Here is a 23042-nt window from a genome sequence, read left to right as displayed (position 1 = left end):
ATGCGACAGGGCGGTACGGGAAACCCCGTACCGCCCTCGTCGCATGCGCCTGGCGGACCCTCTCAGGCCGTGACGGACCCGTCGGACCCGTCGATCAGAGCTGGGTGATCTCCAGCTCGCCGTCCGCGTACTGCTTGCGGATCACCTTCTTGTCGAACTTGCCGACGCTGGTCTTCGGCACCGACGGAATGAGCGTCCAGCGCTCCGGCAGCTGCCACTTCGCTATGCCGGACTCCGCGAGGAACCCCTTCAAGGTCACGTAGTCGGCTGTGGCGCCGTCCTTGAGGACCACGGTCGCGAGCGGACGCTCGCCCCACCTCTCGTCCGGGACGGCGACGACGGCGGCCTCGGCCACATCCGGGTGCGCCATCAGGGCATTCTCCAGCTCGACGCTCGAAATCCACTCCCCGCCGGACTTGATGACGTCCTTGGAACGGTCGGTGAGGGTGAGGAAGCCGTCCTCGCTGATGACGCCGACGTCACCGGTCTTCAGCCAGCCGTCGTCGCTGAACTTGTCCTCGGGGCGCAGTGCCTCGCCGTCCGCACCTCCGTAGTACGCACCTGCGATCCAGGGGCCGTGTACCTCCAGCTCGCCGGCCGACTTGCCGTCCCAGGGCAGATGGTCGCCGCCGGGGCCGACCAGCCGCGCCTCGACGCCGGCCGGGAAACGGCCCTGGGTGATCCGGTACGGCCACTCCTGCTCCTCCGTCAGACCGGCGGGCGGGTTGGCCATGGTGCCGAGCGGCGACGTCTCCGTCATGCCCCAGGCGTGGCAGAGGCGGACACCCAGCTTGTCGTAGGCCTCCATCAGGGCGGGCGGACAGGCGGCACCGCCGATGGTGACGCGGGCCATCGAGGTCAGATCGCGCGGGTTGGCGGTGACCTCGGCGAGCAGTCCCTGCCAGATGGTGGGGACGGCGGCGGCGTGGGTCGGCTTCTCACGCTCGATCATGTCGGCGAGCGGGGCGGGCTGCAGGAAGCGGTCCGGCATGAGCATGTTGACGCCGGTCATGAACGTCGCGTGCGGCAACCCCCAGGCGTTGACGTGGAACTGGGGGACGACCACCAGCGTGGTGTCCTTGTCGGACAGCCCCATCGACTCGGCCATGTTGACCTGCATGGAGTGCAGGTAGATGGAGCGGTGGGAGTAGACGACGCCCTTGGGGTCGCCGGTGGTGCCGGAGGTGTAGCACATGGCGGCGGCCTGGAGTTCGTCCAGCTCGGGCCAGTCGTAGCTGGTCGGGCGGCCGGCGATCAGCTCCTCGTAGTCGTGCACCCGCGGTACGGCGCCGTCGAGCACCGAACGGTCGCCGGGCCCCACGACCACCACATGCTCGATCGACGTCAGATGGGGGAGGAGCGGCGCAAGAAGCGGCAGCAGCGAGCCGTTGACGAGGACGACCTTGTCATCCGCGTGCTTGACGACCCAGATCAACTGCTCGGCGGGAAGCCGCAGGTTGAGCGTGTGGAGCACCGCGCCCATGGAGGGGATCGCGAGATACGCCTCGATGTGCTCCGCGTTGTTCCACATGAGGGTCGCCACCCGCTGGTCGCCGACGACACCGAGCTCGTCGCGCAGAGCGTGGGCGAGCTGTGTGGCACGGCGGCCCACTTCGGCGAAGCTTCGCCGCTGCGGCTCGGGCTCGCCGGTCCAGGTCGTGACCTGAGACTTCCCATGGATCGTCATCCCATGCGTCAGGATGCGGGTGACAGTCAGCGGTACGTCCTGCATGGTGCTCAGCACGGCGTCCTCCCGGTGGGCGCTACGCGGCAGTAAGGTTCCGCTGATTCTGCGCACATACCGCTCGGTATGTCACTACTCCCGGGAGTAGGAATCGGATTCCGTCGGATTCCCCTGGTCGGCATGCCGGCGGCGCCCGCGGTGCGGGGAACCCGGAATCAGGACCAGAACTCGTCGCTGACCTCAATGTCTTCCATGCACTCGTCAAGGTCGGTGGCCTTGTCGCCGATGATCCGGAAGACGATCCCGCCCATGGCGTCGATCGTCCGCCCCTTGCGCTTCGCCAGGACCCGATGCACAGACACTGCGTGCCCCCGGCCGTCGACCAGCACGTTCAGCAGCGTGGCCGTCATCGTGCCGTCCGATTCCTCGGCCAGTCGCCGGTAGTACGCGAGCACCTCGTCCCGGCCCTTGTAGTGACCGGAGAGCGGACTGCTGCCCGGGACATGATGGGTCGCGTCGCCCGTCAGCATCTCGGCCAGCGTCTCCATGTCACCGCGGTTGAACGCTTCATAGCCCTTGCGGACCAGCACGGCATGCGGATGTTCAGCCATGACCGCCGCCACCTTTCCCGGCTTCTGGTTTCCCGGTGTCCTGGGAGGAAGGCTGATACCCCGACCGTCGCACCACCCGGAACGCCTCGCGAGCGCGGCCGCCCGTCTGGCGGCCCGTCAGCCCGCCGTGCCGCCCGCCCGCCGGTGAGGTTCGGGCTCAGCGCACGGGGATCAGCTCCGGGTCCTCGCGGAGCTTGCCGAGCGCTCGTGAGACCGCGCTCTTGACGGTGCCGATGGACACCCCGAGCACCTCGGCCGTCTGTGCCTCGCTGAGGTCCTCGTAGTAGCGCAGGACGACCATCGCCCGCTGCCGGTCCGGAAGCTTCAGCACGGCCCGCCACATCGCATCGTGCAAGGACTGCTGCTCGGCAGGATCGGGCGCCGGAGAGGCCTCCTGCTCGGGCAGCTCGTCGCAGGCGAACTCGTCGACCTTGCGCTTGCGCCACTGCGAGGTCCGGGTGTTCAGCAGCGCCCGGCGAACGTAACCGTCGAGCGCCCGGTGATCCTCGATCCGCTCCCACGCCACGTACGTCTTGGTGAGCGCGGTCTGCAGCAGATCCTCGGCATCACTCGGGTTCGCGGTGAGCGAGCGCGCGGTACGCAGCAGCACGGGCCCCCGCGCCCGCACGAACGACGAGAACGACGGGTACGGAACGTACGGAGCACGCGGACCGTACGGAGGGAGCGCGGCGTGCGAGGCCTGCGTGGTGGCCGTTGCGTGCTGCGGGTACGACGCCGATGAGGCGCGTGGCGCGTGCTGCGTGTGCGACACCGACGAGGTGTGCGGCGCGTATCCGGTGGCGGCAGCGGCTCCCCTGGAGGCGCCCGTGCAGACTGGCGTGGTCATAGGTCCACGCTAGGAGTGGCCACTACCCCGGGGGATCGGCCCCAGGTCCCGAAGCCACGTCCGCCTCAGGTTGTAGGGGTGGGGTCGGCCCCACCTCCTGAAGGAGTAGGGCCCGTCATCAGGACTCAGGGTCGCCCTGGACGGCCCCACCGCCCCACCGGCGCCGTCGCGCCCCCGTCACCCGCCGTCCGTGCCCAGTATCAGTCCCGAGGTGGGGACCCCCGTGCCTGCCGTCACCAGCGTTCTGGCCGCCCCGGGTATCTGATTCACCGACGTGCCCCGGATCTGCCGGACCCCCTCCGCAATGCCGTTCATCCCGTGCAGATAGGCCTCCCCCAACTGGCCTCCATGTGTGTTCAGTGGCAGCGCGTCGTCCGCCACGAAGGCGGCGGCCTCACCCGGTCCGCAGAATCCGAACTCCTCCAGCTGCATCAGAACGAACGGGGTGAAGTGGTCGTAGAGGATGCCCACATCGATGTCGGCGGGAGCGAGTCCGGAGGTACGCCAGAGCTGTCTGGCGACGACGTCCATCTCCGGCAGTCCGGTCAGCCCGTCACGGTAGAAGCTGGTCATCTGTTCCTGCGCCCGCCCGGCACCCTGAGCGGCGGCGATGATCACTGCGGGTGGCCGGGGAAGGTCGCGGGCCCGCTCGGCACCGGTGACGACGATCGCCTGTCCGCCGTCGGTCTCCTGACAGCAGTCGAGCAGCCGTAGAGGTTCGACGATCCAGCGCGATGCGGCGTGATCGGCAAGCGTGATCGGCTTCTCGTAGAAGTACGCCGCCGGGTTGCGCGCGGCATGGCGCCGGTCGGTGACCGCGACATGGCCGAAGGCTTCCGGCGTCAGGCTGTACGTGTGCAGGTAGCGCTGGGCGGCCATGGCGACCCAGGAGGCCGGGGTGAGCAGCCCGAAGGGAAGATTCCAGCCGAGCGCAGTCCCCTCAGCCGTCGGTTCCCGGTGCTGCACCCCGGACCCGAAGCGACGCCCCGAACGCTCGTTGAACGCGCGGTAGCAGACCACGACGTCGGCCACACCGCTCGCCACGGCGAGCGCCGCCTGCTGCACGGTGGCGCAGGCCGCCCCGCCCCCGTAGTGGATGCGGGAGAAGAACGACAGATCCCCCATGCCGGCCGCCTGGGCCACAGTGATCTCGGGGCTGGTGTCCATCGTGAAGGTGACCAGGCCGTCGACATCGGCGGGGGTCAGCCCGGCGTCGTCGAGGGCGGCCCGCACCGCCTCGACAGCCAGTTTCAGTTCGCTGCGCCCGGAGTCCTTGGAGAACTCGGTCGCCCCGATCCCTACGATCGCGGCCCGTCCGCCGAGCGAATCCGCCCTGTGCACGCTCATGCGGATCCCTCCGGAACACTGACGGTCACCTTGCCGGTGACGTGCCTGCCGAGACCATTGGCTCCGACGACCGTCACCTCGGCCGTCCCGTCGTCGCCGAGGGCCGTGACAGTGCCGCTCAACACCATCGTGTCCCCCGGATAGTTGGGAGCGCCCAGCCTGATGGCGACCCTGTGGAGCACCGCCGAGGGCCCGAAGTGGTCGGTGACGTACCGCCCGACCAGGCCGTTGGTCGTCAGGATGTTCATGAAGATGTCCGGGGAGCCCTTCTGCTGTGCGAGCTCCGCGTCATGGTGCACGTCCTGGTAGTCGCGGGAGGCGATGGCGCCCGCGACGATCAGGGTGCGGGTCACCGCGACCTCCAGCGGTGCCAACTCCTCGCCGACCTTCATTGCGATCCCTCCTTCACCAGCAACTGACCCAACTCCTCCAGCACTTCGCTTCCGCATCCCAGATAGGCGTCGATCTGGCGGCCCCAGAGGAAGTGCCGGTGCACGGGGTGGTCGAGGTCGGCGCCCGTGCCACCGTGCAGATGCTGTCCGGCATGCACGACCCTCTTGCCCGCCTCCGACGCCCACCAGGCCGCGGTCAGCGCCTGGGCCTCGTACGGCAGCCCCTTGTCGTGGCGCCACGCCGCCTCGTATGCGGTGACCCGTATTGCCTCGGTGTCCATATGGGCATCGGCGGCGCGCAGCAGCACCCCTTGGTTGGTGGAGAGCGGGCGCCCGAACTGCTCCCTGGTGGTCGTGTGGGCGACCGCCCGGGCCAGCGACCCGGTGCACACCCCGGCCTGCAACCCCGCAAACGCCGTACGGCTCGCGGCCAGCACAGCTCCATACACCGCTGTCCCGGTTGCGCTGTTCGTCCCCGTGCCCGTCCGTCCTGCTGGTCCACCGAGCCGCTCGCCGGTCACCCGGTCCAGGGCGAGCCGGGCCGCCGACCACGGAGCCGTGGTCTCCACCGGTGTCACCGCCACACCCGGGTCGGCGGTCCGTACGATCCACAGCTCCCGGTCCGCGTCCGCCACGAGCACCAGAGTGGCGTCCCGCAGCCACGGCACATGGGGCACGGTGCCGCTCAACCGCCCTTCCCTGTCGGCCCGTAGACCATCGCGTGCCGGGAACGCGCCGGTGGCCACAGCAGTGCCGTCCCGCAGCGGCGGAAGCAGCCGCTCCCGCTGTTTGTCCGTACCGTGCTCGGCGATGGCAAGCAGTCCGTACACACAGGTCACCGCGAACGGCACCTGCGCAGTCGTTCTCCCCTGCTCCTCCAGCAGCAGCACCAGACCCAGCAGCCCGATCTCCTCGACGGCGGCCGTCAGACCGGCCGCGCACAGCTCCTTCCACAGCTCGGTGTCCGTCCCCGTCCCGGCGGCGGCCAGCCGCTCATGCGTGGCCAGATCTCCGAAGATCTGCGCGGCGAGACCCTGCGCCGCGGTCTGCTCCTCCGTGGGCGTGAAATCCATGTCAACCCTCGCTCCCACGGAAGACCGGGAGTTCCAACTCCGGATCCGTGCGCAGGAATTCCAGCCTGACCGGCATCCCTGTCCGCACTTTGTCGTACGGCACACCGACCACATTGCTGACCATCCGTACGCCCTCCGCCAGCTCTATCAGCGCCACCGCGTACGGCCCGGCGTCGTCGGAGGCGCCGAAGGCGGGGAAGGGCGGGTGATGCATCACTACATGGCTGAAGACGGTGCCCTCGCCACTCGCCTCGACCGTGTCCCACTCCTGGCAACCGCACTCATTGCACCCGGGCAGCCAGGGAAAGCGCAGGGTCTCGCACTCCCCGCACCGCTGGATGAGTAATTTGTGTTCGGCGACGCCCTGCCAGAACCCGGCGTTGTCCCGATTGATCACCGGCCTCGGCCGCAGACTCCGGCCGCCTTCCTTCGCCCCCCTCGGCCCTCCCGGCTTCGCTCCTCGCCTCACCGCTGCGGGCGTGTACTTGAGGATCCGGAAGCGGTGCGTCCCGGCCGGCTCCCCGGCTGCCCGGACATCCATCCGCGTCGTGACGAAGTAGCCCGTCCCCAGCCTGGTCGTCTTCCGCTCCGACACCGACTCGATCACCGCGTCGAAGGTGATCCGGTCCCCGGGCCGCAGCGGCCGCAGGTACTCCTGCTCGCAGTCGGTCGCGACCACCGAGGTGTACCCGGCACCGTCGAGGAGGGCGAACAGCTCGTCGTACGCCCCGGAACGGTCCGAGTGCCCCGACAGACCGCCCATCGTCCACGCCTGCAGCATCGTGGGCGGAGCGATCGCCCCGGGCCCCGTGTATGCCGGGTTCGTGTCTCCCACGGCCTCGCACCAGTGCCTGATCATCGGCTCGTTGACCAGGTCGTTGCCGACGCCCGCGGTGGCGGCCGCCCGCCCCTCGTACGCCTTGAGCCGCTCGTACAACTCGTCCGACCCGCCCTGCCCGCCGCGCCCGTCCTGCGAGCTCCGGCCGCCCCGCTCATATCGCGTGTCCGTCACCGCTTCCCCCTCTTCATGCCGAGCCGCATCGTCGCGACGATCTCCCGTTGCACCTCGCTCACCCCACCCCCGAAGGTGTTGATCTGCGCCGCCCTGTTCATCCGCTCCAGCTCCCCGTCCCCGAAGGAGCCGAGCGAACCACCGCGGACCGTTCCGGCCTCGCCCGCGATTTCCTGGCACATTCGATACACCTCGACGGCCGATTCGGTTCCCATGAATTTCACGCCGCTCGCCTCGCCGGGGGCCAGTGAGCCGGCCCCCACATCCCCCACCAAACGCCAGTTGAGCAGGCGCGTTGCGGCCAGCCGGGCATAGGCCTCGGCCAGCCGGGACCGCACCCACGGCTCGTCAACCGGGCGTCGCCCACTCACCGGATCGGGGGTACGGGCGTGGGCGAGCACCGCCTCATAGAACTCCTCGGCCTGCATCCCGATCGCGGCGAGCGCCACCCGCTCATGGTTCAGCTGGTTGGTGATCAGCCCCCAGCCGCCGTTCTCCTCGCCGACCAGATTCGTGACGGGTACCCGTATCCCGTCGTAATAGGTGGCCGTCGTGGTCAGACCACCCACGGTCTCGATGGGGGTCCAGGCGAACCCGGGGGCGTCCGTCGGGACCAGGATGATCGAGATGCCCTTGTGCTTGGCCGCATCCGGATCCGTACGGCAGGCGAGCCAGATCCAGTCCGCGTTCTGCGCATTACTGGTGAAGATCTTCTGCCCGTCGATCACCCAGGCGTCGCCGTCCCGCACCGCTCTCGTGCGCAACGCGGCCAGGTCCGTGCCGGCCTCCGGCTCGCTGTAACCGATCGCGAAGACGAGGTCGCCGTTCAGGATCCGCGGCAGGAAGTACGCCTTCTGCGCCTCGGTCCCGTACTTCATCAAGGTCGGGCCGACAGTGTTGAGGGTGACCATGGACACGGGCGCACCCGCCCGGTACGCCTCGTCGAAGAAGACGAACTGCTCGTCGGGACCGCGGCCCTGACCCCCGTACTCGACGGGCCAGCCCAGTCCGAGCATCCCGTCGGCGCCGATCCGACGCAGCAGTCGGCGTTGCTCGGCCGGGTCATCGGCACGTCTTGTCCGCACCCCGGACATCACATCCGTCCCGGAGGCCACGTCCGGCCCGGTGATCACGTCGCGGAAATAGGTGCGGAGCTCGGCGCGCAGCTGCTGCTGACGCTCCGTCGGGGCGAGATGCACGGCGGCGGGCCTTCCGGACGCGGGCGTACGGATCAGGATTCTGACTGTCCGTCAGATTCGTGGCCGCTGTCAAGGTCGACGACGCCTGAACGATCCCGCGCGGAAAACGCGAACGGCCTGCGTGAAGACGCAGAAGCGCCTTCACGCAGGCCGTTGTCCACCCCACCCCGCGCCGGCCCCCCGACCGGCCCACGGTGGACCCCGGCTCACCAGAGTTTTGTGAAGTTCAAGGTGACGTTCTTGTTGGACTGATAGATCGTGGTGAACGCCGAGCGGTTCACCTGCGCCGAGTTGCTCTGGTTCGATGCCCCGGAACCGGTGGCCTGCTGCTGCGACGTCGACGAGTTGCCGGAGTTGTTCCTGCCGACTCCACTGCCGCTGATCGTCGCAACACCCGCGTTCGACCCGTCGTTCGCGAACGATCCGTTGTCGGCCTGGGCGACGCCGCCGAAGAACGCGACAGCGAGAGGCAGTGCGGCAACAGCGGCGAGGGCGCGAGCGGTACGGATGCTTGCCATGTCAATTTCCTCCAGGAACCGAAAGTGCGGCTGGTTCCGAGGCAGTTGGCCGACCGCCTCGGTCTTGGTCACGACGTCGCGAGACCAAAGCTGCCCACCGAATCCCCGGCGAACCACCCAGGTCCACCGATTCCCCCGCAAGCATGAGGAACACCCGATAAACCTCCCGCCCGCCCCCAAAGCCCCAGCTCACACCCCCGGCACGCACTCCGGCACCGCGCGATCCCGCGCACCCCAAGAGGAAAAGCGTTTCGGCACATTTTCCACCCGCGCGATCCGGCCCGACCGGTCCACAGCAACCGATCCGGCCGCGCCCTCCACCGTCACCCCCACCCCTCACCACCTCTTCCTTTCTTCGAACAGTTGTACGAACATAGAGCTATGGCCATCACCGACCGGCAGACCGCCACCCTGGCCCTCGCCCACGCGCTCTCCGCCGCCGAGCACGGGCTCCCCGTCATCCCGCTGTCCGCCACCAAGCTGCCCGCCCTGCGCTCTCCCCACCACGACGAGGACCGGCCGGTCACCTGCCGAGGCGCCTGCGGTCTCCCCGGACACGGCGTCCACGACGCCACCACGAACCCTGCCGCAGTACGCGCCCTCTTCGCCGCCGCCCCCTGGGCCACCGGCTACGGAATCGCCTGCGGCCGGGCCCCGCACCGCCTCATCGGCGTCGACCTCGACATCGACACCACCGGACGGAACGACTCCGTGGTGGCCCTCCAGCAGCTGGCCCTGCACCATCTGTTCACCATCCCGCCGACGGTCACGGTGATCACTCCCAGCGGCGGCCGCCACATCTGGCTCACCGGCCCGCCCGGCGTATCCGTACCGAATTCCGCAAGCCGCCTCGCCCCCGGCATCGACATCCGCGGTACCGGCGGCTACTTGGTCGGTCCGGGCTCGGTCACCACCCGCGGCACCTACCGACTCGCCCCCGGCGCCGCCGATCTCTCCCCGGCCCCCTGCCCCCGCGCGCTCCTCCGTCTGCTCACACCCCCCGCACGTCCTCACCACCCCTCCGGCCGCCCCCACCACGGCCAGGGCTTGGTCCAGTTCGTTCTCGCGGCACACGAAGGACAGCGCAACACCCGTCTCTTCTGGGCTGCTTGCCGTGCGTACGAACACGGCTTCGGCGACGCCCTGGCGGACGCCCTCACCAACGCCGCCGTCCGCACCGGCCTCACCGAACGCGAGGCCCGGGCCACCATCGCCTCGGCCGCCCGGCTCACCTCCGGCCGCCCCATGGGCCCGGAGGACGCCGACCGCCCCAACCGATTCCCCTGAGCCCGCACCACCGAGCGGTCCCGACACCGCCGGCCGCGCACGCAGAAGGGGCGTCCTCTCGTCAGTCAGCCAGGGCGGCGAGCCCGGCGGTCCCGACGTGTCGGAAGATCTTGCGCAGGTTATGGCAGGCGACCAGTAGTCGCCACGATGCCGGGGTCGCCCCTGTCGAGGTGGCCCGACGTGCCGGCCACGGCATCGCCGTGCTGTTCCGGTTCTACGCGAAGATCCTGCGTCGCCAGCAGGATCGGGCCAACCAGCTCATCGACAAGGGGCTGACCAGCGAGGATGACGGGTGATCCTGGCCCACAGATGGCCCCCACGCACTGATCCGCGCTGGGATCGAAGCGTTCGGGGTGAGACAAGGTGGAACGCAGAAGGGGTGCTCCTCGCTGAGGAGCACCCCTTCTGACCAGCACCTACGCTGACCTGCGCGGTGGGTGTGGGATTTGAACCCACGGTGACATCGCTGCCACGACGGTTTTCAAGACCGTTCCCTTAGGCCGCTCGGGCAACCCACCCCACGTCATCGGTCATGGACCGGCCTTGACGCGAGGACAGCCTAGCCGGTCAGCTGTCGCCCTTGCGCTCCCCCAGGGTGACTTCGGCCGTCGACACCTTGCCGTCTCGCTTGTAGGTCAGCGTGACCTTGTCGCCCGGCTTGTGGGTCCAGATCTCGCCGATCAGGGTCGGGCCGCTGTCGATCACCGTCTCGTTGAACTTGGTGATGACGTCGCCCGCCTTGAGACCGGCCTTGGCGGCGGGACCGTCCGGGCTGACGGGCGGCGTACCGCCCGAGCCCTGTTCCGAGATGACGGCGCCGCCGGTCTTCTCGTCCATGGTGACCGTGGCACCGATCACCGGGTAGACCGGCTGACCGGTCTTGATCAGCTGCTGGGCGACGTTCTCCGCCTGGTTGATCGGGATCGCGAAGCCGAGGCCGATGGATCCCGCCTGGGCCTGGCCGCTGCTGCCGGTCGACTGGATGGCCGAGTTGATACCGATGACCGCGCCGCGCGCATCGAGCAGCGGGCCACCGGAGTTGCCCGGGTTGATCGAGGCGTCGGTCTGCAGTGCGCTCATGTACGAGTTGCTGCCGCCGGAGCCGTCACCGGAGGCGACCGGGCGGTTCTTCGCGCTGATGATGCCGGTCGTGACCGTGTTGGACAGGCCGAACGGCGCGCCGATCGCGATCGTCGAATCACCGACCGCGACCTGGTCCGAGTTGCCGAGGGCCAGCGGTGCGAGCCCCGACGGCGCGTTCTTGAGCTTCAGTACGGCGACGTCGTAACCCTCCGCGCGGCCGACCACCTCGGCGTCGTACTTCTTCCCGTCGGAGAACGTCGCCGTGAGCTGGCCACTGTTCGCGGCGGAAGCCACCACGTGGTTGTTGGTGAGGATGTGGCCTTCCTTGTCGTACACGAAGCCGGTGCCCGTGCCGCCCTCGCCGTCGCCGTTCTGTGCGTCGATGGTGACCACGCTGGGCAGCGCCCTGGCCGCGACGCCTGCGACCGTGCCGGGGTCGCGCTTGAGGGCCTGCGGATTGGTCGACGCCGTGACCGTGGTCGACCCGGAGGAGTTGCCGCTGTCGTTCCGGTCGGCGGCCCAGTAGCCGAGGGCGCCGCCGACGCCGCCCGCCACGAGCGCCGCGACGGCCACCGCGGCCACCAGACCGCTGCCACGCCGCTTGCGCGGGGCCTCCGGCGCCGGCAGCTGATTGGCCGCCCCCCACACGGGACCACCACCACCGCCCGCGCCCTGCGCGTACGCGGGAACGGCAGGCGGGGGAGGCGGCCAGGCGCCAGCCGACTGCGGCTGCGCGGACGGCGCGTGCTGCGGCCCGGGGGAGTGCGGCGGCGGCCAGCCCATCGCCTGCGCCTGCCCCGACTGCTGCGTCGCTGCCGCGTCCGACGAATCCGGGCCCGCGGGCGCCGGCGGGGGCGCAGGCGTGCCCTCAGGAGCAGCGGCCGGCACGGGAGGTGCGGACGGAACGGACGGAACGGCCTGAGCCGCAGTGCCCTCGTTGCCCTCGTTCTCTGTGCTCACAGCTCTTTACTCCTCGGTTCCTCATCAATTTTCGGCAAGAGATCCGCTGTGTACGTGTCCGGAGCCAGCTTTTCCCATGACCCGTCAGGCCACTGTAAGCAGGACCTGTGCGTCCGTACACCAATCTTTATATCCGGCAAAACGGTCCCCCGTCGCAAGGTACGCACCCCCGCCGCCACTCGGTGGCACCATGACGCGGTGACCCACGCACGGCAGCACACCATGCAACATCCCATCCAGGTCATCGCACACCGCGGGGCGTCCGACGACGCTCCCGAGCACACCCTGGCCGCCTACCGGAAGGCCATTGAGGACGGCGCGGACGCGCTGGAATGCGATGTACGGCTCACCTCCGACGGCCACCTCGTCTGCGTGCACGACCGACGGGTGAACCGTACGTCCAACGGCCGCGGCGCCGTCTCCGCCCTGGAACTCGCCGAACTCGCCGCCCTCGACTTCGGCTCCTGGAAGGACCGCGAGGAGTCCCCGGACTGGGATCCCGTGCCGGGCGAGCTCACCTCCGTACTCACTCTTGAGCGACTGCTCGAGCTGGTCGTCGAGACACGTGCTGCCGGGCGCCCCATCCAGCTGGCCATCGAGACCAAACACCCCACTCGCTGGGCGGGCCAGGTGGAGGAACGGCTGCTGCATCTGCTGAAGCGCTTCGAGCTCGACACTCCGCCGGACGAGGGCCCCTCGCCGGTCCGGATCATGAGCTTCTCGGCACGCTCCCTGCACCGCATTCAGGCCGCCTCGCCCACCCTGCCGACCGTCTATCTGATGCAGTTCGTCTCGCCGCGGCTGCGCGACGGGCGGCTGCCGGCCGGTGCCCGGATCGCCGGTCCGGGGCTGCGGATCGTACGTAGCCACCCGGGCTACATCGAGCGGCTGCACCGCGCCGGCCACCGTGTGCACGTCTGGACAGTCAATGAACCCGAGGACGTGGAGCTCTGCGCACACCTTGGCGTCGAGGCAATCATCACTAATCGCCCAAAACAGGTCCTATCCCAACTGGGTCGCTTTTAACATCAGTTACAGGTTGTACACCGGCGCATTCAGCCTGTATTCGATCGTTACGAGTGCGTCACTGGCAGGCCATTGGCCGGTTTCCGGTCCAGTCCAGGAGGGCATCCACTCCGTGGCGTGGGGCAAAGGAGGTCTCGGGGGTGGCGTTGGTGGTGGCACAGGAAGTGCCCACGTCGTCGAGCATGGCCGTACCCCATGGCCCTGCGGGCGTGGGGCAGGCGCGGCACCGGATGCGCGAGCAATTGCGCAGCTACGGGGTGTCGGATTCGGTCGTCGACGATGCTGTATTGATCCTTTCCGAACTTCTCAGCAATGCCTGCCGACACGGCAGGCCGCTGGGGCGACACACAGATGTGGGTGACGGCGACGTACGTGCCGCCTGGCGCGTCGACGGAACAGGCGGGCTGACCGTCGAGGTGACGGACGGAGGCGGTCCGACCCGACCGATTCCGGCCACACCGTCCGTGACGGCGCGCGGTGGCCGCGGGCTCAACATCATCAACGCGCTCGCCGAGGAGTGGGGCGTGCGCGACAGCTCGTCCGGCGAGGTCACGGTGTGGGTGCTGGTCAGCGAGGGCCCCGGGCACGACCACGGGAACGGGCACCTGCCGGGGCTCGACGGGCTGGACTTCGCCGACGCCTTCGACGACGCGGGCTGACGTGGCCTGAGGCCGATGCACCGGTTCGGCGTACGCACGGACCGGTGAACCGACGGGCTTGCGAACCATGTGTACGGATGAGCCTGTGCACCGAGCGTCCGGATGGGCCTGGGGGCCTCTGAACGGATCGCGACACACCGGCGCTCCCGCGTACGCACCCCATGCGCCCCGGACGGCTGTGCCCCGGACCCGGCACGGGCGGCTAGGCTCGCGGCCCAGACCGCACTGTCGCAATCGGGAGAAAGCCCACCATGGCCAAGAAGCGCCCTCAGACCAAGGCCGGGAAGCAGCAGCTCAAGGACAGCGAGATCCCGGTGGTCGGGGCTCGCGAGCCCTGCCCGTGCGGTTCGGGCCGCCGCTACAAGGCCTGTCACGGCCGCGCCGCCGCCCAGGCCGTGACCGAGCTGGTCCAGCGTCCGTTCGAGGGCCTGGCGGGTGAGTGCGACTGGGTCGCCCTGCGCGAGCTGGTACCCGCCGCAACGGTCGAACTGACCCTGAAGGGCGGACTGCCCGAGGGCGTGCCGTCCGTGACGCTCGCGACCGTGCTGCCGATGGCGTGGCCGGCGCTGCGCCGCGACGACGGCTCCGTCCTGCTCGCCCTGCAGAACGACACCTCCTCCGGCGACCTCAGCCGCGACCTCGCGGACACCTTGCAACGCGCGCTGGAAACCGAGCCCGGCTCACCCGTCGCCGCCAGGCGCGTACCGGCCGACGGGCCGCGCCTGCAGGACCTTCTCGACCCGGACGCCGCGTTCGAGCCGGTCGTCCACTCCGGCTTCGAGTTCTGGGTCCCTGGCGCGGAGAACGCCACGCCCGAGGTGTCCGCATCCCTGGAGCGTGCGAACGAGGCGGCGATCCCGACCACCATGCTCTCCGGCGTGGACGCTGCGTACTGGTGCGAGACCCCGGAGAAGAACCACCTGCGCTGGGTCATGCCGCACCCCGAGGAGCAGCTCCTCGACGCGCTCGCCCGGCTGCACGCCGCCGGCACCTCCTCGCTCGGTGAGGGGACGCGGCTGGTCGGCTCCTTCCGGGCGCACGGACTGATGGTCCCGGTCTGGGATCTGCCGAGCGCGATGGGGGCAGAGGAGTGCGAGAAGCCCGCGGCCGAGCTCGCGGAGCGGCTGGCGCAGGCGCTCGCCTCGGACGCTCCGCTCACCGCGGACGAGCGGCGTGCCCGCGGCGGTCTCACCAACCGCCAGGTGACGCTCAGCTGACCGTGACCGCGCGACGGCAGCGGCGGGCCGATCGGTGACTCACGTCACAACTCGCAGTACCCGCAAGTGAATAGCTGTCCGAATAAGCGAGATCGAATTTGCGAACGGCAGATCTCTTGTTACCGTTCTAGAAGCCCGGTCGCTGGTGCATCCCCCGTCGCCAGCGACCGGGCGTTCTCATGCCCGGACACGGCGCACGGAGCGACACACGGGACCGGGCAGAGCGACTGCGGAACCGGTGTCGACCCGCCGCGGAAGGCGCCGGATCGGATCCGGACCTCAGCAGCAGCGGAGCCGCCTCGGCCGCCCATCCGCCGCCCATCCGCCGCCCGCATGGTCGGCCATCGCCATGTACTCCTCGGGACCTCCGTATGACGAGCGGTGCGGCGTCTCGCAGTCGCCCGGCGCACCCTGTGACTCCACCCTGCAGTGCGTTTCGACGCTCCGGCCTCCGGGCCCCATCAGCATGAGTACGGACCGGAGTTCGTCACCCGTCGTATTGCGGTAGTAGCTGCGCGCCCATGGCACGCCCGTCGGTCATGACACAGGTCTGCCCTTCGACGCCCTCGGGGGAGGTCAGCTCGGGGCCGCACCGGGCGACGGTCCGCAGCGCGGAACCGGCCGATCCGGTGAAGGCGGAGCCGCTCCCTCCGCTGGGCCCGCCGACTTCCCCGCGCCCGCCCGGCAGGTCGATATCGGACAGAGGTCCGGGCCAGGAACTCCCCTGCGAAGATCCCTTTGAAGCCGCCCCCGAAGACTCCTTCGAAGGAGTCTTCGGGGGCGGTTCCGGAAGGCTCGTCAGAAAGCCTGCCATCGCCGGACTTTGCATCGGCAGACTTTGCATTAAGCAGTACGGGACCGAGGCCGCCCCCGCATTCCGCAGAAGCCGTGAGCGGAAGCACGACGGCGGAGACCACCACACCCGCCATTACGATCATGCAGAGATTCATGGCGGCCCCGCCTGTCGACTGCGCGGAAATTCCTGACGGCGCGCCGAAGATATCGACGAAAATGCAGGCACCGGGGTGGAGCGCACTCATCTGACGCAGAAACTCGGACGGCTCACACCCGAACGAGTGAGCCGAGCAGCCCGTACGACCGCCCGGAAGCCCCGCCGGTCGCCACCGACGCCGACCGGTCCCTCTCAGTACGCAAGCTCAGTACGCAAGCCGGCTGCCACCGTCGGGAGCGCTGTTGCTCGCTTCGACCAGCGCGTCCAGGACCGCTTCCACACCCGGCAGCCAAGGCGTCACAGGGCCGGGCAGTGGAGCCCGTTCCCAGCGCACGTGCCCCGTTCCCACCTCGGAGGGGGGAAGGACGAGATAGCCCCCCTCGCCGTGGAAACGCAGCGAACTGGGCACCCGGTCCTTGGCGTGCAACAACTCGCCGAGCTGTTCGAGGGTGTAGGGAGCGACCAGCAGCGACCACCGTGTCGGTGTCGCCACGACAGGACCGAGTCGCATCCCCATCCGGTCGAGCTCGGTCAGCGCCCGGGCGCCGGCCATGGCGGGCAGGCTGAGCGCGCATGGCGCGCGGCCGCCGGTTGCCAGCATGATCGGCGCGGTGGGCCGATTGGTCCACCACCAGCGCACCATGCGCTCGTCGGTGGTCGCCGCGAGGAGACCGGGATCGAAGGGGTGTGCGCCGGGTACGGCGCACTCGGGATCGGGGCAGGCGCAGCCACGGCCGCGGTCACCGCGACCACCGCCTGCGCTCAGCCCCACTCCGGGAAGCACGGGCCACTGCCATGCGGTGGCACAGGTCAGGGCCGCGTCGAGCTGGGCGGGCCGTGCCTTGCGCCGGAGCCGGAGCCTGCGTCGCCTTCCGAGGATCTCGCGCATGAGCGCTCGTTCCTTTCCGTTGAACGCCGAGGGCCACATCACAACACGCGTGCGTCACACCACGTGTGTATTACTTCACCGTGCGTACATGTTCTCTAAGTCTGCGGTACGGGTAACCCGTCGGTACCGAGCGTGAGCCGAGTCGAGCTGAGCCGGTCCAGCCAAAACATGGCGAGGGGCAGCGCGCGTCGCGCCTGCCGTCCCATGGTGCACAACCCCGCCACTCGGGGGTGGGGCGCGGCCGTCACATGTGAGGACGTCCGGGCTCGCCGCCAGGTTCCGGGGCGATCAGAACTGCCCCTGGTTCATCACCGATTACGTACCCAGCATGCCTGGAATGACGCTCCCCCGGGACTTCACCCCGAGGGAACCCCCTGTCGAACCAGACCCAGTCGACAGCAAATAGCACCCATAGGGTGCATTTTTTGGCCAACTTAGTAGTCACGCAGACACCACGATTCCCGCAGGGACAATGCTGGACATCGGCTTACTTGTGCGTGTACATGTGGATGCACTGATAGCGGCGCAGAATGACATGGGGGTTTGCGATGCTATTCGACGAAACGCACTGGTCGGAAAGCCGGTTGCCATGAGCGCCCCTCACCTGCCGAAAGTGGCTGGAATCGATCCCGCAGTTCCTGTTTCAGCGCACACTGCCGGGCCTCTGGATGGTGTGCCGGCCGCGCCAGGAGCCTTTCTTCAAGACCGTCTGGCCGGTTGGGTCTCCGACCTCACCACGCTGCACGAGCTCACCGAGCGCCTGGCCGGAACCAACACCCTCGACGATGCGTTGCACGAGCTGCTCGGTGCCGGTGCGGCCCTGGTCGGCGCCCGCCGCGGGCTGATCGTCTTCGAACCCTCCGACCGCCGCGGCCCGGTCTCCACCATCGGTCTCGGACTCGCCCACGCCGAGCTCGGCCACATCGAGACGGTGCCTCGCAGCGCGACCTCGTACGGCAGGATCCTGGACGGCCTTCCGGGTGCCGAAGGACCCCAGAGCAGCCCCGATCTGCTCGGCGACGCAGGACTGGACCCCCGCCACCGCGAAGTCGCCGCCCGGCTCGGATACGCCGCCAGCTTCGCCCTGCCCCTGACCACCGCCGCGACCGGTCGGCTCGGCGCGGCCGTCTGGCTCTACGACGAGCCCGCCGAACCCCTGGAACGCCAGCGCCACCTCGTCGGCCTCTACGCCCGTTACGCGGCCGCACACCTGGCTCGGCTGCTGGAGCTGTATCGGGCCAGGGCAGAAGTGGCTGCCCTCACCGAGGAGCTGCGGCCCGGCCGACTGCCCCGGGTCCCCGGCGTCCAGCTGGCCGCCCGCCATCGCGCCGCACCGCACGGCGGCGGTGACTGGTACGACGCGATGGCCCTGCCGGAGGGTGCGCTCGGTCTCGCCGTCGGTTCGGTGGGCGGCTCCGGGCCCAGCGCGCTGACCGCCATGGGACGGCTGCGGGCGGGCCTGCGGGCGTACGCGGTGATGGAGGGCGAGGATCCGGTTGCCGTGCTCTCCGATCTGGAACTGCTGCTGCGGCTGACCGAACCCGCACGGTCCGCCACTGCGCTCTTCGCCTACTGCGAGCCCCTCGCACGCAAGATCGTGCTGGCCGGTGCCGGGCACACCCCACCTCTGGTGATCGGCGACCGGCGCACGGAGTTCGTCGAGACCACCCTGTCCGCGCCGCTGGGCATGCTCGCCTGCTGGGAGGCGCCGAGCGTGGAGTTCGCTCCGGCGCCCGGCGAGATCGTGCTGCTGTACACCGATGGGCTGCTGCGCCGCACCGGCGACTCGATGGACCGGGCGTTCGCGCGGCTCCACTCGGCGGCCGCGAGCGTACCGAAGGCGTTGCGCCGGGACGCCGGATCGGTGCTCGACCATGTGCTGCGAACCGTCCTGCCGAACGGGCTCGACCAGGTCGACAGCGCCGAGGACATCGTCATTCTGGCCGCGCGCTTCGACTGAGCCGCGTCATCAGCGGAGCTTCGCGATCCGGCCGAGCGGTGTCGATCGGCCGGTCTCTCTGCTCGGTCTCTGTAATCGGTCTTTCGGATCAGTCTCTGCGACAGGTCTCGGCGGCCGGTCTCTGTAAGAGGTCTTCCGGCCCTGGGCCCCTTCCGTACGCCCGTACGATGGACGGGGTCCAGTGTCGTATCAAGGAGAGACAAATCGTGTCTGAGGAGCCCACCCCGGAGACCCCGGAGACCGAAGAGACAGAGCCGGTCAAGCAGCGGAAGAACGGCCTGTACCCGGGCGTCTCCGATGAGCTCGCCGCCAACATGAAGTCGGGCTGGGCCGACACCGAGCTGCACGGCCTCGAGCCGATCGCCCAGGCCGAGCACACTGCGGCCCGTCGCGCCGCACTGTCCGCGCGCTTCCCCGGCGAGCGTCTGGTCATTCCCGCGGGCAACCTGAAGACCCGCTCCAATGACACCGAGTACGCCTTCCGCGCCTCCACCGAGTACGCGTACCTCACCGGCGACCAGACCCAGGACGGCGTGCTCGTCCTGGAGCCGAAGGACGACGGGCACGGGGCGACCATCTACCTGCTGCCGCGCTCCGACCGCGAGAACGGCGAGTTCTGGCTCGACGGCCAGGGCGAGCTGTGGGTCGGCCGCCGCCACTCCCTGGCCGAGGCCGAGCAGTTGCTGGGCATCCCGGCGAAGGACGTTCGTCAGCTCTCGTCCGCGCTGAAGGAGGCCACCGGAGCGGTCCGTAACGTCCGGGGCCACGACGCGGGCATCGAGTCCGCGCTGACCGACAAGGTCACCGCGGAACGCGACGAGGAACTGCGGGTCTTCCTCTCCGAAGCGCGCCTGGTCAAGGATGCCTTCGAGATCGCCGAGCTGGAGAAGGCCTGCGACGCCACGGCGCGCGGCTTCGAGGACGTCGTGAAGGTCCTCGACAAGGCCGAGGCGACCAGCGAGCGCTACATCGAGGGCACGTTCTTCCTGCGCGCCCGCATCGAGGGCAACGACATCGGCTACGGCTCGATCTGCGCCGCGGGCCCGCACGCAACCACCCTGCACTGGGTGCGCAACGACGGCCCCGTACGCTCCGGCGAGCTGCTGCTGCTCGACGCCGGTGTGGAGACCAATGACCTCTACACCGCCGATGTGACGCGGACCCTTCCCATCAACGGCACGTTCACGCCGCTGCAGCGGAAGATCTACGACGCGGTGTACGAGGCCCAGGAGGCGGGAATCGCGGCCGTCAAGCCCGGCGCGGACTACCGCGACTTCCACGACGCCGCGCAGCGCGTGCTCACCGAGAAGCTCGTCGAGTGGGGTCTGCTGGGCGATCTGTCGGTGGACAAGGTCCTGGAGCTGGGTCTGCAGCGCCGCTGGACCCTGCACGGCACCGGCCACATGCTCGGCATGGACGTCCACGACTGCGCCGCCGCACGCACCGATACGTACGTCAACGGGACGCTGGAGCCCGGCGTCTGCCTCACCGTCGAGCCCGGTCTGTACTTCCAGGCCGACGACCTGACCGTGCCGGAGGAGTACCGCGGCATCGGCGTCCGGATCGAGGACGACATCCTCGTCACCGAGGCCGGCAACCGGAACCTCTCCGACAAGCTGCCGCGCCAGGCCGACGAGGTCGAGGCCTGGATGGCTCAGCTCAAGGGCTGACTCAAGAGTTGATCAAGTGCTGATCACGGACGGCCGGGACCGGTCGTGGACGGTCGGCACCGAGCGTCGGAGGGCGCCCCGCTCAGGACACCATGAGCAGGGCGCCCTCCCGCCATTTCAGGACCTTGTCGAAGCTCACCACCGCACCACGGCCCGGTCGGTTGGCGAAGTGGACGTGATCGGCGAGCTGTTCGATGAGGCAGAGCCCTCGGCCGTCCTCGGCACTGAGTGGCGGAAGCTGCTGCGGTTGGTGCACGGGCGGTTGATGCGCGTGCGGCTGTTCGGCAGTGCGAAGCACACGCCGGCTGGGGAAGCCGGGACCCGAGTCGGCGACTTCGATACGGCACTTCTCGCCGTCCAGATACGCGGTGACCCAGTACTGCCCGGAGGTCGTACCGGACTGCTCGCTCCAGGAGTCCCACGCGTCCCATGGGTCGCAGTCCCCGGGGGCGACGAGGTCGTTGGCGTTCCTCTGCTCCCCGCCGTGCTCGACGGCGTTCGCACAGGCTTCGCTGAGCGCGAGCGACAGATCGAAAGAGATGTCCGGATCCACGCCCGCGGACTCCATGGTGCCGAGCAGGAAGCGACGGGCGAGCGGAACGCTCGCAGCTTCGCGCCGCAAATGGAGTGACCACCAGATGCTCATGCTCCAGCCTCCTGGCTGCGGCTCGACATACCGATACGTATTGCCGCAGTGGGCGGTTCGTAAGCACAGTTCTGATGTGAGACCGCTCATTCGGCGGATACCAGTACTCCGTACACCCGTGTATGCCGGACCCGTCCAGCTCACGCGCCTCATGTCCAACCGGTCTGAAGACGACCTTCCGGACCTGACGCACGGAGGCCGGGGGCACAGTGCGATGATGACCCCGCCATGTCTACGCCTGTCGCACGCGCCGGAGCCGGTCTGCGGCTACTGAGGGCCGCGGTGTTCACCGCGGCCTGCGTCGCGCTGTCCGCGGCAGGGCACACACTGGCCTCCTGCGCGACCGTTCCTTGGTGGACGCTGCTCGCAGGCTTCCTCGGGGTCTTCGCGGTGGTGGCGCCGCTCGCCGGACGCGAGCGTTCCATGCCGTCCATCGCGACCGCCCTGGCCGGCGGGCAGATCGCCCTGCACACGCTCTTCGGCCTGGGCTCGCACGGCGTCCCCAGCACGTCGACGGCCGACGCGGCGGGCGACGCCTCACTGATCCGGTTCGCGGCAGGCCTCGTCTGCGGGGCGGGACCGGAGCAACTGAACGCCGCCGCCGCCCACCGCATCGTCACCGACGCAGGCATCGATCCGGCGACGGTGACGGCGATGGACCAGGGCCATCAGCACATGGCCACCGCGACGGGAGCGGCGGTCACCGCCGTGACCGACCCGGCCGCGCTCGCCGGTCTGCTGCCCAGCCTGCCCATGCTGCTCGGCCACCTGCTGGCAGCGCTGGCCACCGGCTGGCTGCTGCGGCGCGGCGAAATCGCACTGTTCCGGCTGGTCCGGCTGTCGGCGCACGGCGCCAAGCAGCTCGTGGCCAGGGCCCGGTTGCGTGCGCTGCGGGCCGCGCTCGCTCTTCTACGGGCACTGTGCGCCGGTCTCCCGGGCGAACCGGCGACCGGGCCGCACATCCCCCGTACCGCAGTCGACGCCCCGGCTCTCGCCACCGGCGATCCATTGCAGCACCTGGTGATCAGGCGCGGGCCTCCGCCCGTATTCACCCTCGCAGCCTGACGCGACACCCTCCGCTCGTTGCACGCACGACTCGACCGCAGTCACCGCTCGGCGCCCGCCATGCGGTGGCCGCCGAGCTCGGTGCGGGCACGCCGCACGTGAGGAAGAGGTGTCGCGATGCCGTCGCGCATCCGCGCGTCGGACCACCTTTCCTTCGTGCTTCAGTGGAGTGATTCCTGACATGAACGTTTCCCGCATCGCCATCGTCGGCGGCGTCGCCGCGTCCACCGTGCTGATCCTTGCCGGTACGGCCTCCGCGCACGTCAGCGTGCAGCCGCAGGGCGAGGCTGCCAAGGGCGGCTACGCCACGATCAACTTCAAGGTCCCCAACGAGCGCGACGACGCCTCGACGACCAAGCTCGAGGTCAACTTCCCCACCGACCACCCGCTCGCTTCCGTAATGCCGCAGCCGGTGCCTGGCTGGAAGATCGTCGTCACCAAGAGCAAGCTCGCCAAGCCGCTCGAGGTCCACGGCAACAAGATCAACGAGGCCGTTTCCAAGGTGACCTGGTCCGCCGAGGGCAGCAAGAACGACCTCGGTATCCGCCCGGGCCAGTTCCAGCAGTTCCCGCTCTCCGTCGGCCAGCTCCCCGAGGACGCCGACCAGCTGGTGTTCAAGGCCATCCAGACGTACGACAACAAGGATGTCGTCCGCTGGATCGAGGAGCAGAAGGACGGCGCCGAGGAGCCCGAGAGCCCGGCGCCGGTTCTCAAGCTGACCGCCGCAACCACCGACGAGCACGGCGGCGCCGCCGACAAGGCCGGTGCGGCCGGCGCCGACCAGACGAAGGACGAACACACCGAGGCGTCGTCCGCGTCGTCCTCCTCCAGTGACACCACGGCCCGAGTCCTCGGCATCGTCGGCATCCTCGTCGGCGCCGCCGGGGTGGCCTTCGGCGTCCTGGCCGGCCGTCGACGCACCGCCTGACCCTCCGGCCCCACCGA

21 protein-coding genes and 1 tRNA gene are annotated in these 23042 nt (G+C 69.5%); 9 read left to right on the top strand and 13 right to left on the bottom strand.

What is annotated here, in order from left to right:
- Positions 1–94: 94 nt before the first annotated feature.
- The 9 genes from ACIA8E_RS14575 to ACIA8E_RS14535 all read right to left on the bottom strand — a co-directional run bounded on the left by ACIA8E_RS14575 (position 95) and on the right by ACIA8E_RS14535 (position 8683).
- Positions 95–1744: a long-chain fatty acid--CoA ligase gene (locus tag ACIA8E_RS14575; RefSeq protein WP_399297943.1), complete on the bottom strand. Its 1650-nt coding sequence runs from the start codon at positions 1742–1744 to the stop codon at positions 95–97.
- A 155-nt stretch (positions 1745–1899) separates the two neighbouring features.
- Entirely contained in the window at positions 1900–2295 is a 396-nt protein-coding gene (locus ACIA8E_RS14570) for a nuclear transport factor 2 family protein (RefSeq protein ID WP_399297941.1), read from the bottom strand.
- Between the two features lie 157 nt (positions 2296–2452).
- A complete protein-coding gene (locus ACIA8E_RS14565) occupies positions 2453–3142 on the bottom strand; it encodes a SigE family RNA polymerase sigma factor (protein ID WP_399297939.1) in 690 nt (229 codons plus the stop codon).
- Between the two features lie 177 nt (positions 3143–3319).
- Positions 3320–4489 carry a lipid-transfer protein gene (locus ACIA8E_RS14560; protein ID WP_399297937.1) on the bottom strand — a complete coding sequence of 390 codons (1170 nt, stop codon included), beginning with the start codon at positions 4487–4489 and terminating at the stop codon, positions 3320–3322.
- Positions 4486–4881, bottom strand: a complete 396-nt coding sequence (locus tag ACIA8E_RS14555; protein WP_399297935.1) for a MaoC family dehydratase — start codon at positions 4879–4881, stop codon at positions 4486–4488. Before ACIA8E_RS14555 ends, ACIA8E_RS14560 begins: the two co-directional genes overlap by 4 nt.
- A complete protein-coding gene (locus tag ACIA8E_RS14550) occupies positions 4878–5954 on the bottom strand; it encodes an acyl-CoA dehydrogenase family protein (protein WP_399297933.1) in 1077 nt (358 codons plus the stop codon). The genes ACIA8E_RS14555 and ACIA8E_RS14550 overlap by 4 nt, the downstream gene beginning before the upstream one ends.
- 1 nt (position 5955) lies before the next feature.
- A complete protein-coding gene (locus ACIA8E_RS14545) occupies positions 5956–6891 on the bottom strand; it encodes a bifunctional MaoC family dehydratase N-terminal/OB-fold nucleic acid binding domain-containing protein (RefSeq protein ID WP_399298151.1) in 936 nt (311 codons plus the stop codon).
- 71 nt (positions 6892–6962) lie between these two features.
- Positions 6963–8165 carry an acyl-CoA dehydrogenase family protein gene (locus tag ACIA8E_RS14540; protein WP_399297931.1) on the bottom strand — a complete coding sequence of 401 codons (1203 nt, stop codon included), beginning with the start codon at positions 8163–8165 and terminating at the stop codon, positions 6963–6965.
- 206 nt (positions 8166–8371) lie between these two features.
- Positions 8372–8683, bottom strand: a complete 312-nt coding sequence (locus ACIA8E_RS14535; protein ID WP_399297929.1) for a hypothetical protein — start codon at positions 8681–8683, stop codon at positions 8372–8374.
- 381 nt (positions 8684–9064) lie between these two features.
- Between ACIA8E_RS14535 and ACIA8E_RS14530 the strand changes: the two genes are divergently transcribed.
- Together ACIA8E_RS14530 and ACIA8E_RS14525 are read left to right on the top strand one after the other, a co-directional pair.
- A complete protein-coding gene (locus ACIA8E_RS14530) occupies positions 9065–9970 on the top strand; it encodes a bifunctional DNA primase/polymerase (RefSeq protein ID WP_399297927.1) in 906 nt (301 codons plus the stop codon).
- 170 nt (positions 9971–10140) lie between these two features.
- Positions 10141–10266: a hypothetical protein gene (locus ACIA8E_RS14525; RefSeq protein ID WP_399297925.1), complete on the top strand. Its 126-nt coding sequence runs from the start codon at positions 10141–10143 to the stop codon at positions 10264–10266.
- Between the two features lie 135 nt (positions 10267–10401).
- On the opposite strand, the gene ACIA8E_RS14520 is transcribed toward ACIA8E_RS14525, so the two are convergent.
- Both ACIA8E_RS14520 and ACIA8E_RS14515 read right to left on the bottom strand, forming a co-directional pair.
- A tRNA-Ser gene (locus ACIA8E_RS14520) sits at positions 10402–10488 on the bottom strand.
- Positions 10489–10537: 49 nt separating this feature from the next.
- Positions 10538–12013: a S1C family serine protease gene (locus ACIA8E_RS14515; protein ID WP_399297923.1), complete on the bottom strand. Its 1476-nt coding sequence runs from the start codon at positions 12011–12013 to the stop codon at positions 10538–10540.
- Positions 12014–12235: 222 nt separating this feature from the next.
- Here ACIA8E_RS14515 and ACIA8E_RS14510 point away from each other — a divergent pair, with 222 nt between their 5' ends.
- The 3 genes from ACIA8E_RS14510 (at position 12236) to ACIA8E_RS14500 (ending at position 14915) form a co-directional block, all read left to right on the top strand.
- Entirely contained in the window at positions 12236–13039 is an 804-nt protein-coding gene (locus tag ACIA8E_RS14510) for a glycerophosphodiester phosphodiesterase (RefSeq protein ID WP_399298149.1), read from the top strand.
- Positions 13040–13092: 53 nt separating this feature from the next.
- Positions 13093–13698 carry an ATP-binding protein gene (locus ACIA8E_RS14505; RefSeq protein ID WP_399297921.1) on the top strand — a complete coding sequence of 202 codons (606 nt, stop codon included), beginning with the start codon at positions 13093–13095 and terminating at the stop codon, positions 13696–13698.
- Positions 13699–13949: 251 nt separating this feature from the next.
- A complete protein-coding gene (locus ACIA8E_RS14500) occupies positions 13950–14915 on the top strand; it encodes a DUF5926 family protein (RefSeq protein ID WP_399297919.1) in 966 nt (321 codons plus the stop codon).
- Between the two features lie 1157 nt (positions 14916–16072).
- On the opposite strand, the gene ACIA8E_RS14495 is transcribed toward ACIA8E_RS14500, so the two are convergent.
- Positions 16073–16756: a bifunctional DNA primase/polymerase gene (locus ACIA8E_RS14495; RefSeq protein WP_399297917.1), complete on the bottom strand. Its 684-nt coding sequence runs from the start codon at positions 16754–16756 to the stop codon at positions 16073–16075.
- A 472-nt stretch (positions 16757–17228) separates the two neighbouring features.
- Between ACIA8E_RS14495 and ACIA8E_RS14490 the strand changes: the two genes are divergently transcribed.
- The gene (locus ACIA8E_RS14490) at positions 17229–18716 is read left to right on the top strand and encodes a PP2C family protein-serine/threonine phosphatase (RefSeq protein ID WP_399297916.1); all 1488 of its coding nucleotides are present in this window, start codon (positions 17229–17231) and stop codon (positions 18714–18716) included.
- Positions 18717–18922: 206 nt separating this feature from the next.
- Positions 18923–20386, top strand: a complete 1464-nt coding sequence (locus tag ACIA8E_RS14485; protein WP_399297914.1) for an aminopeptidase P family protein — start codon at positions 18923–18925, stop codon at positions 20384–20386.
- Positions 20387–20468: 82 nt separating this feature from the next.
- Here the strand turns inward: ACIA8E_RS14485 and ACIA8E_RS14480 are convergent, their stop codons facing one another.
- The gene (locus ACIA8E_RS14480; RefSeq protein ID WP_399297912.1) at positions 20469–21032 is read right to left on the bottom strand and encodes an ATP-binding protein; all 564 of its coding nucleotides are present in this window, start codon (positions 21030–21032) and stop codon (positions 20469–20471) included.
- Positions 21033–21260: 228 nt separating this feature from the next.
- Between ACIA8E_RS14480 and ACIA8E_RS14475 the strand changes: the two genes are divergently transcribed.
- Together ACIA8E_RS14475 and ACIA8E_RS14470 are read left to right on the top strand one after the other, a co-directional pair.
- Positions 21261–22097: a hypothetical protein gene (locus ACIA8E_RS14475; RefSeq protein ID WP_399297910.1), complete on the top strand. Its 837-nt coding sequence runs from the start codon at positions 21261–21263 to the stop codon at positions 22095–22097.
- A gap of 181 nt (positions 22098–22278) precedes the next feature.
- Positions 22279–23025, top strand: coding sequence for a YcnI family protein (locus ACIA8E_RS14470; protein WP_399297908.1), 747 nt, complete (start codon positions 22279–22281; stop codon positions 23023–23025).
- Positions 23026–23042: the final 17 nt, after the last annotated feature.

Origin of the sequence: Streptomyces sp. NPDC051664 (genome assembly GCF_044453545.1) — a bacterium.
GTDB lineage: Bacteria > Actinomycetota > Actinomycetes > Streptomycetales > Streptomycetaceae > Streptomyces.
This window is presented reverse-complemented; position numbering and strand designations above follow the sequence as displayed.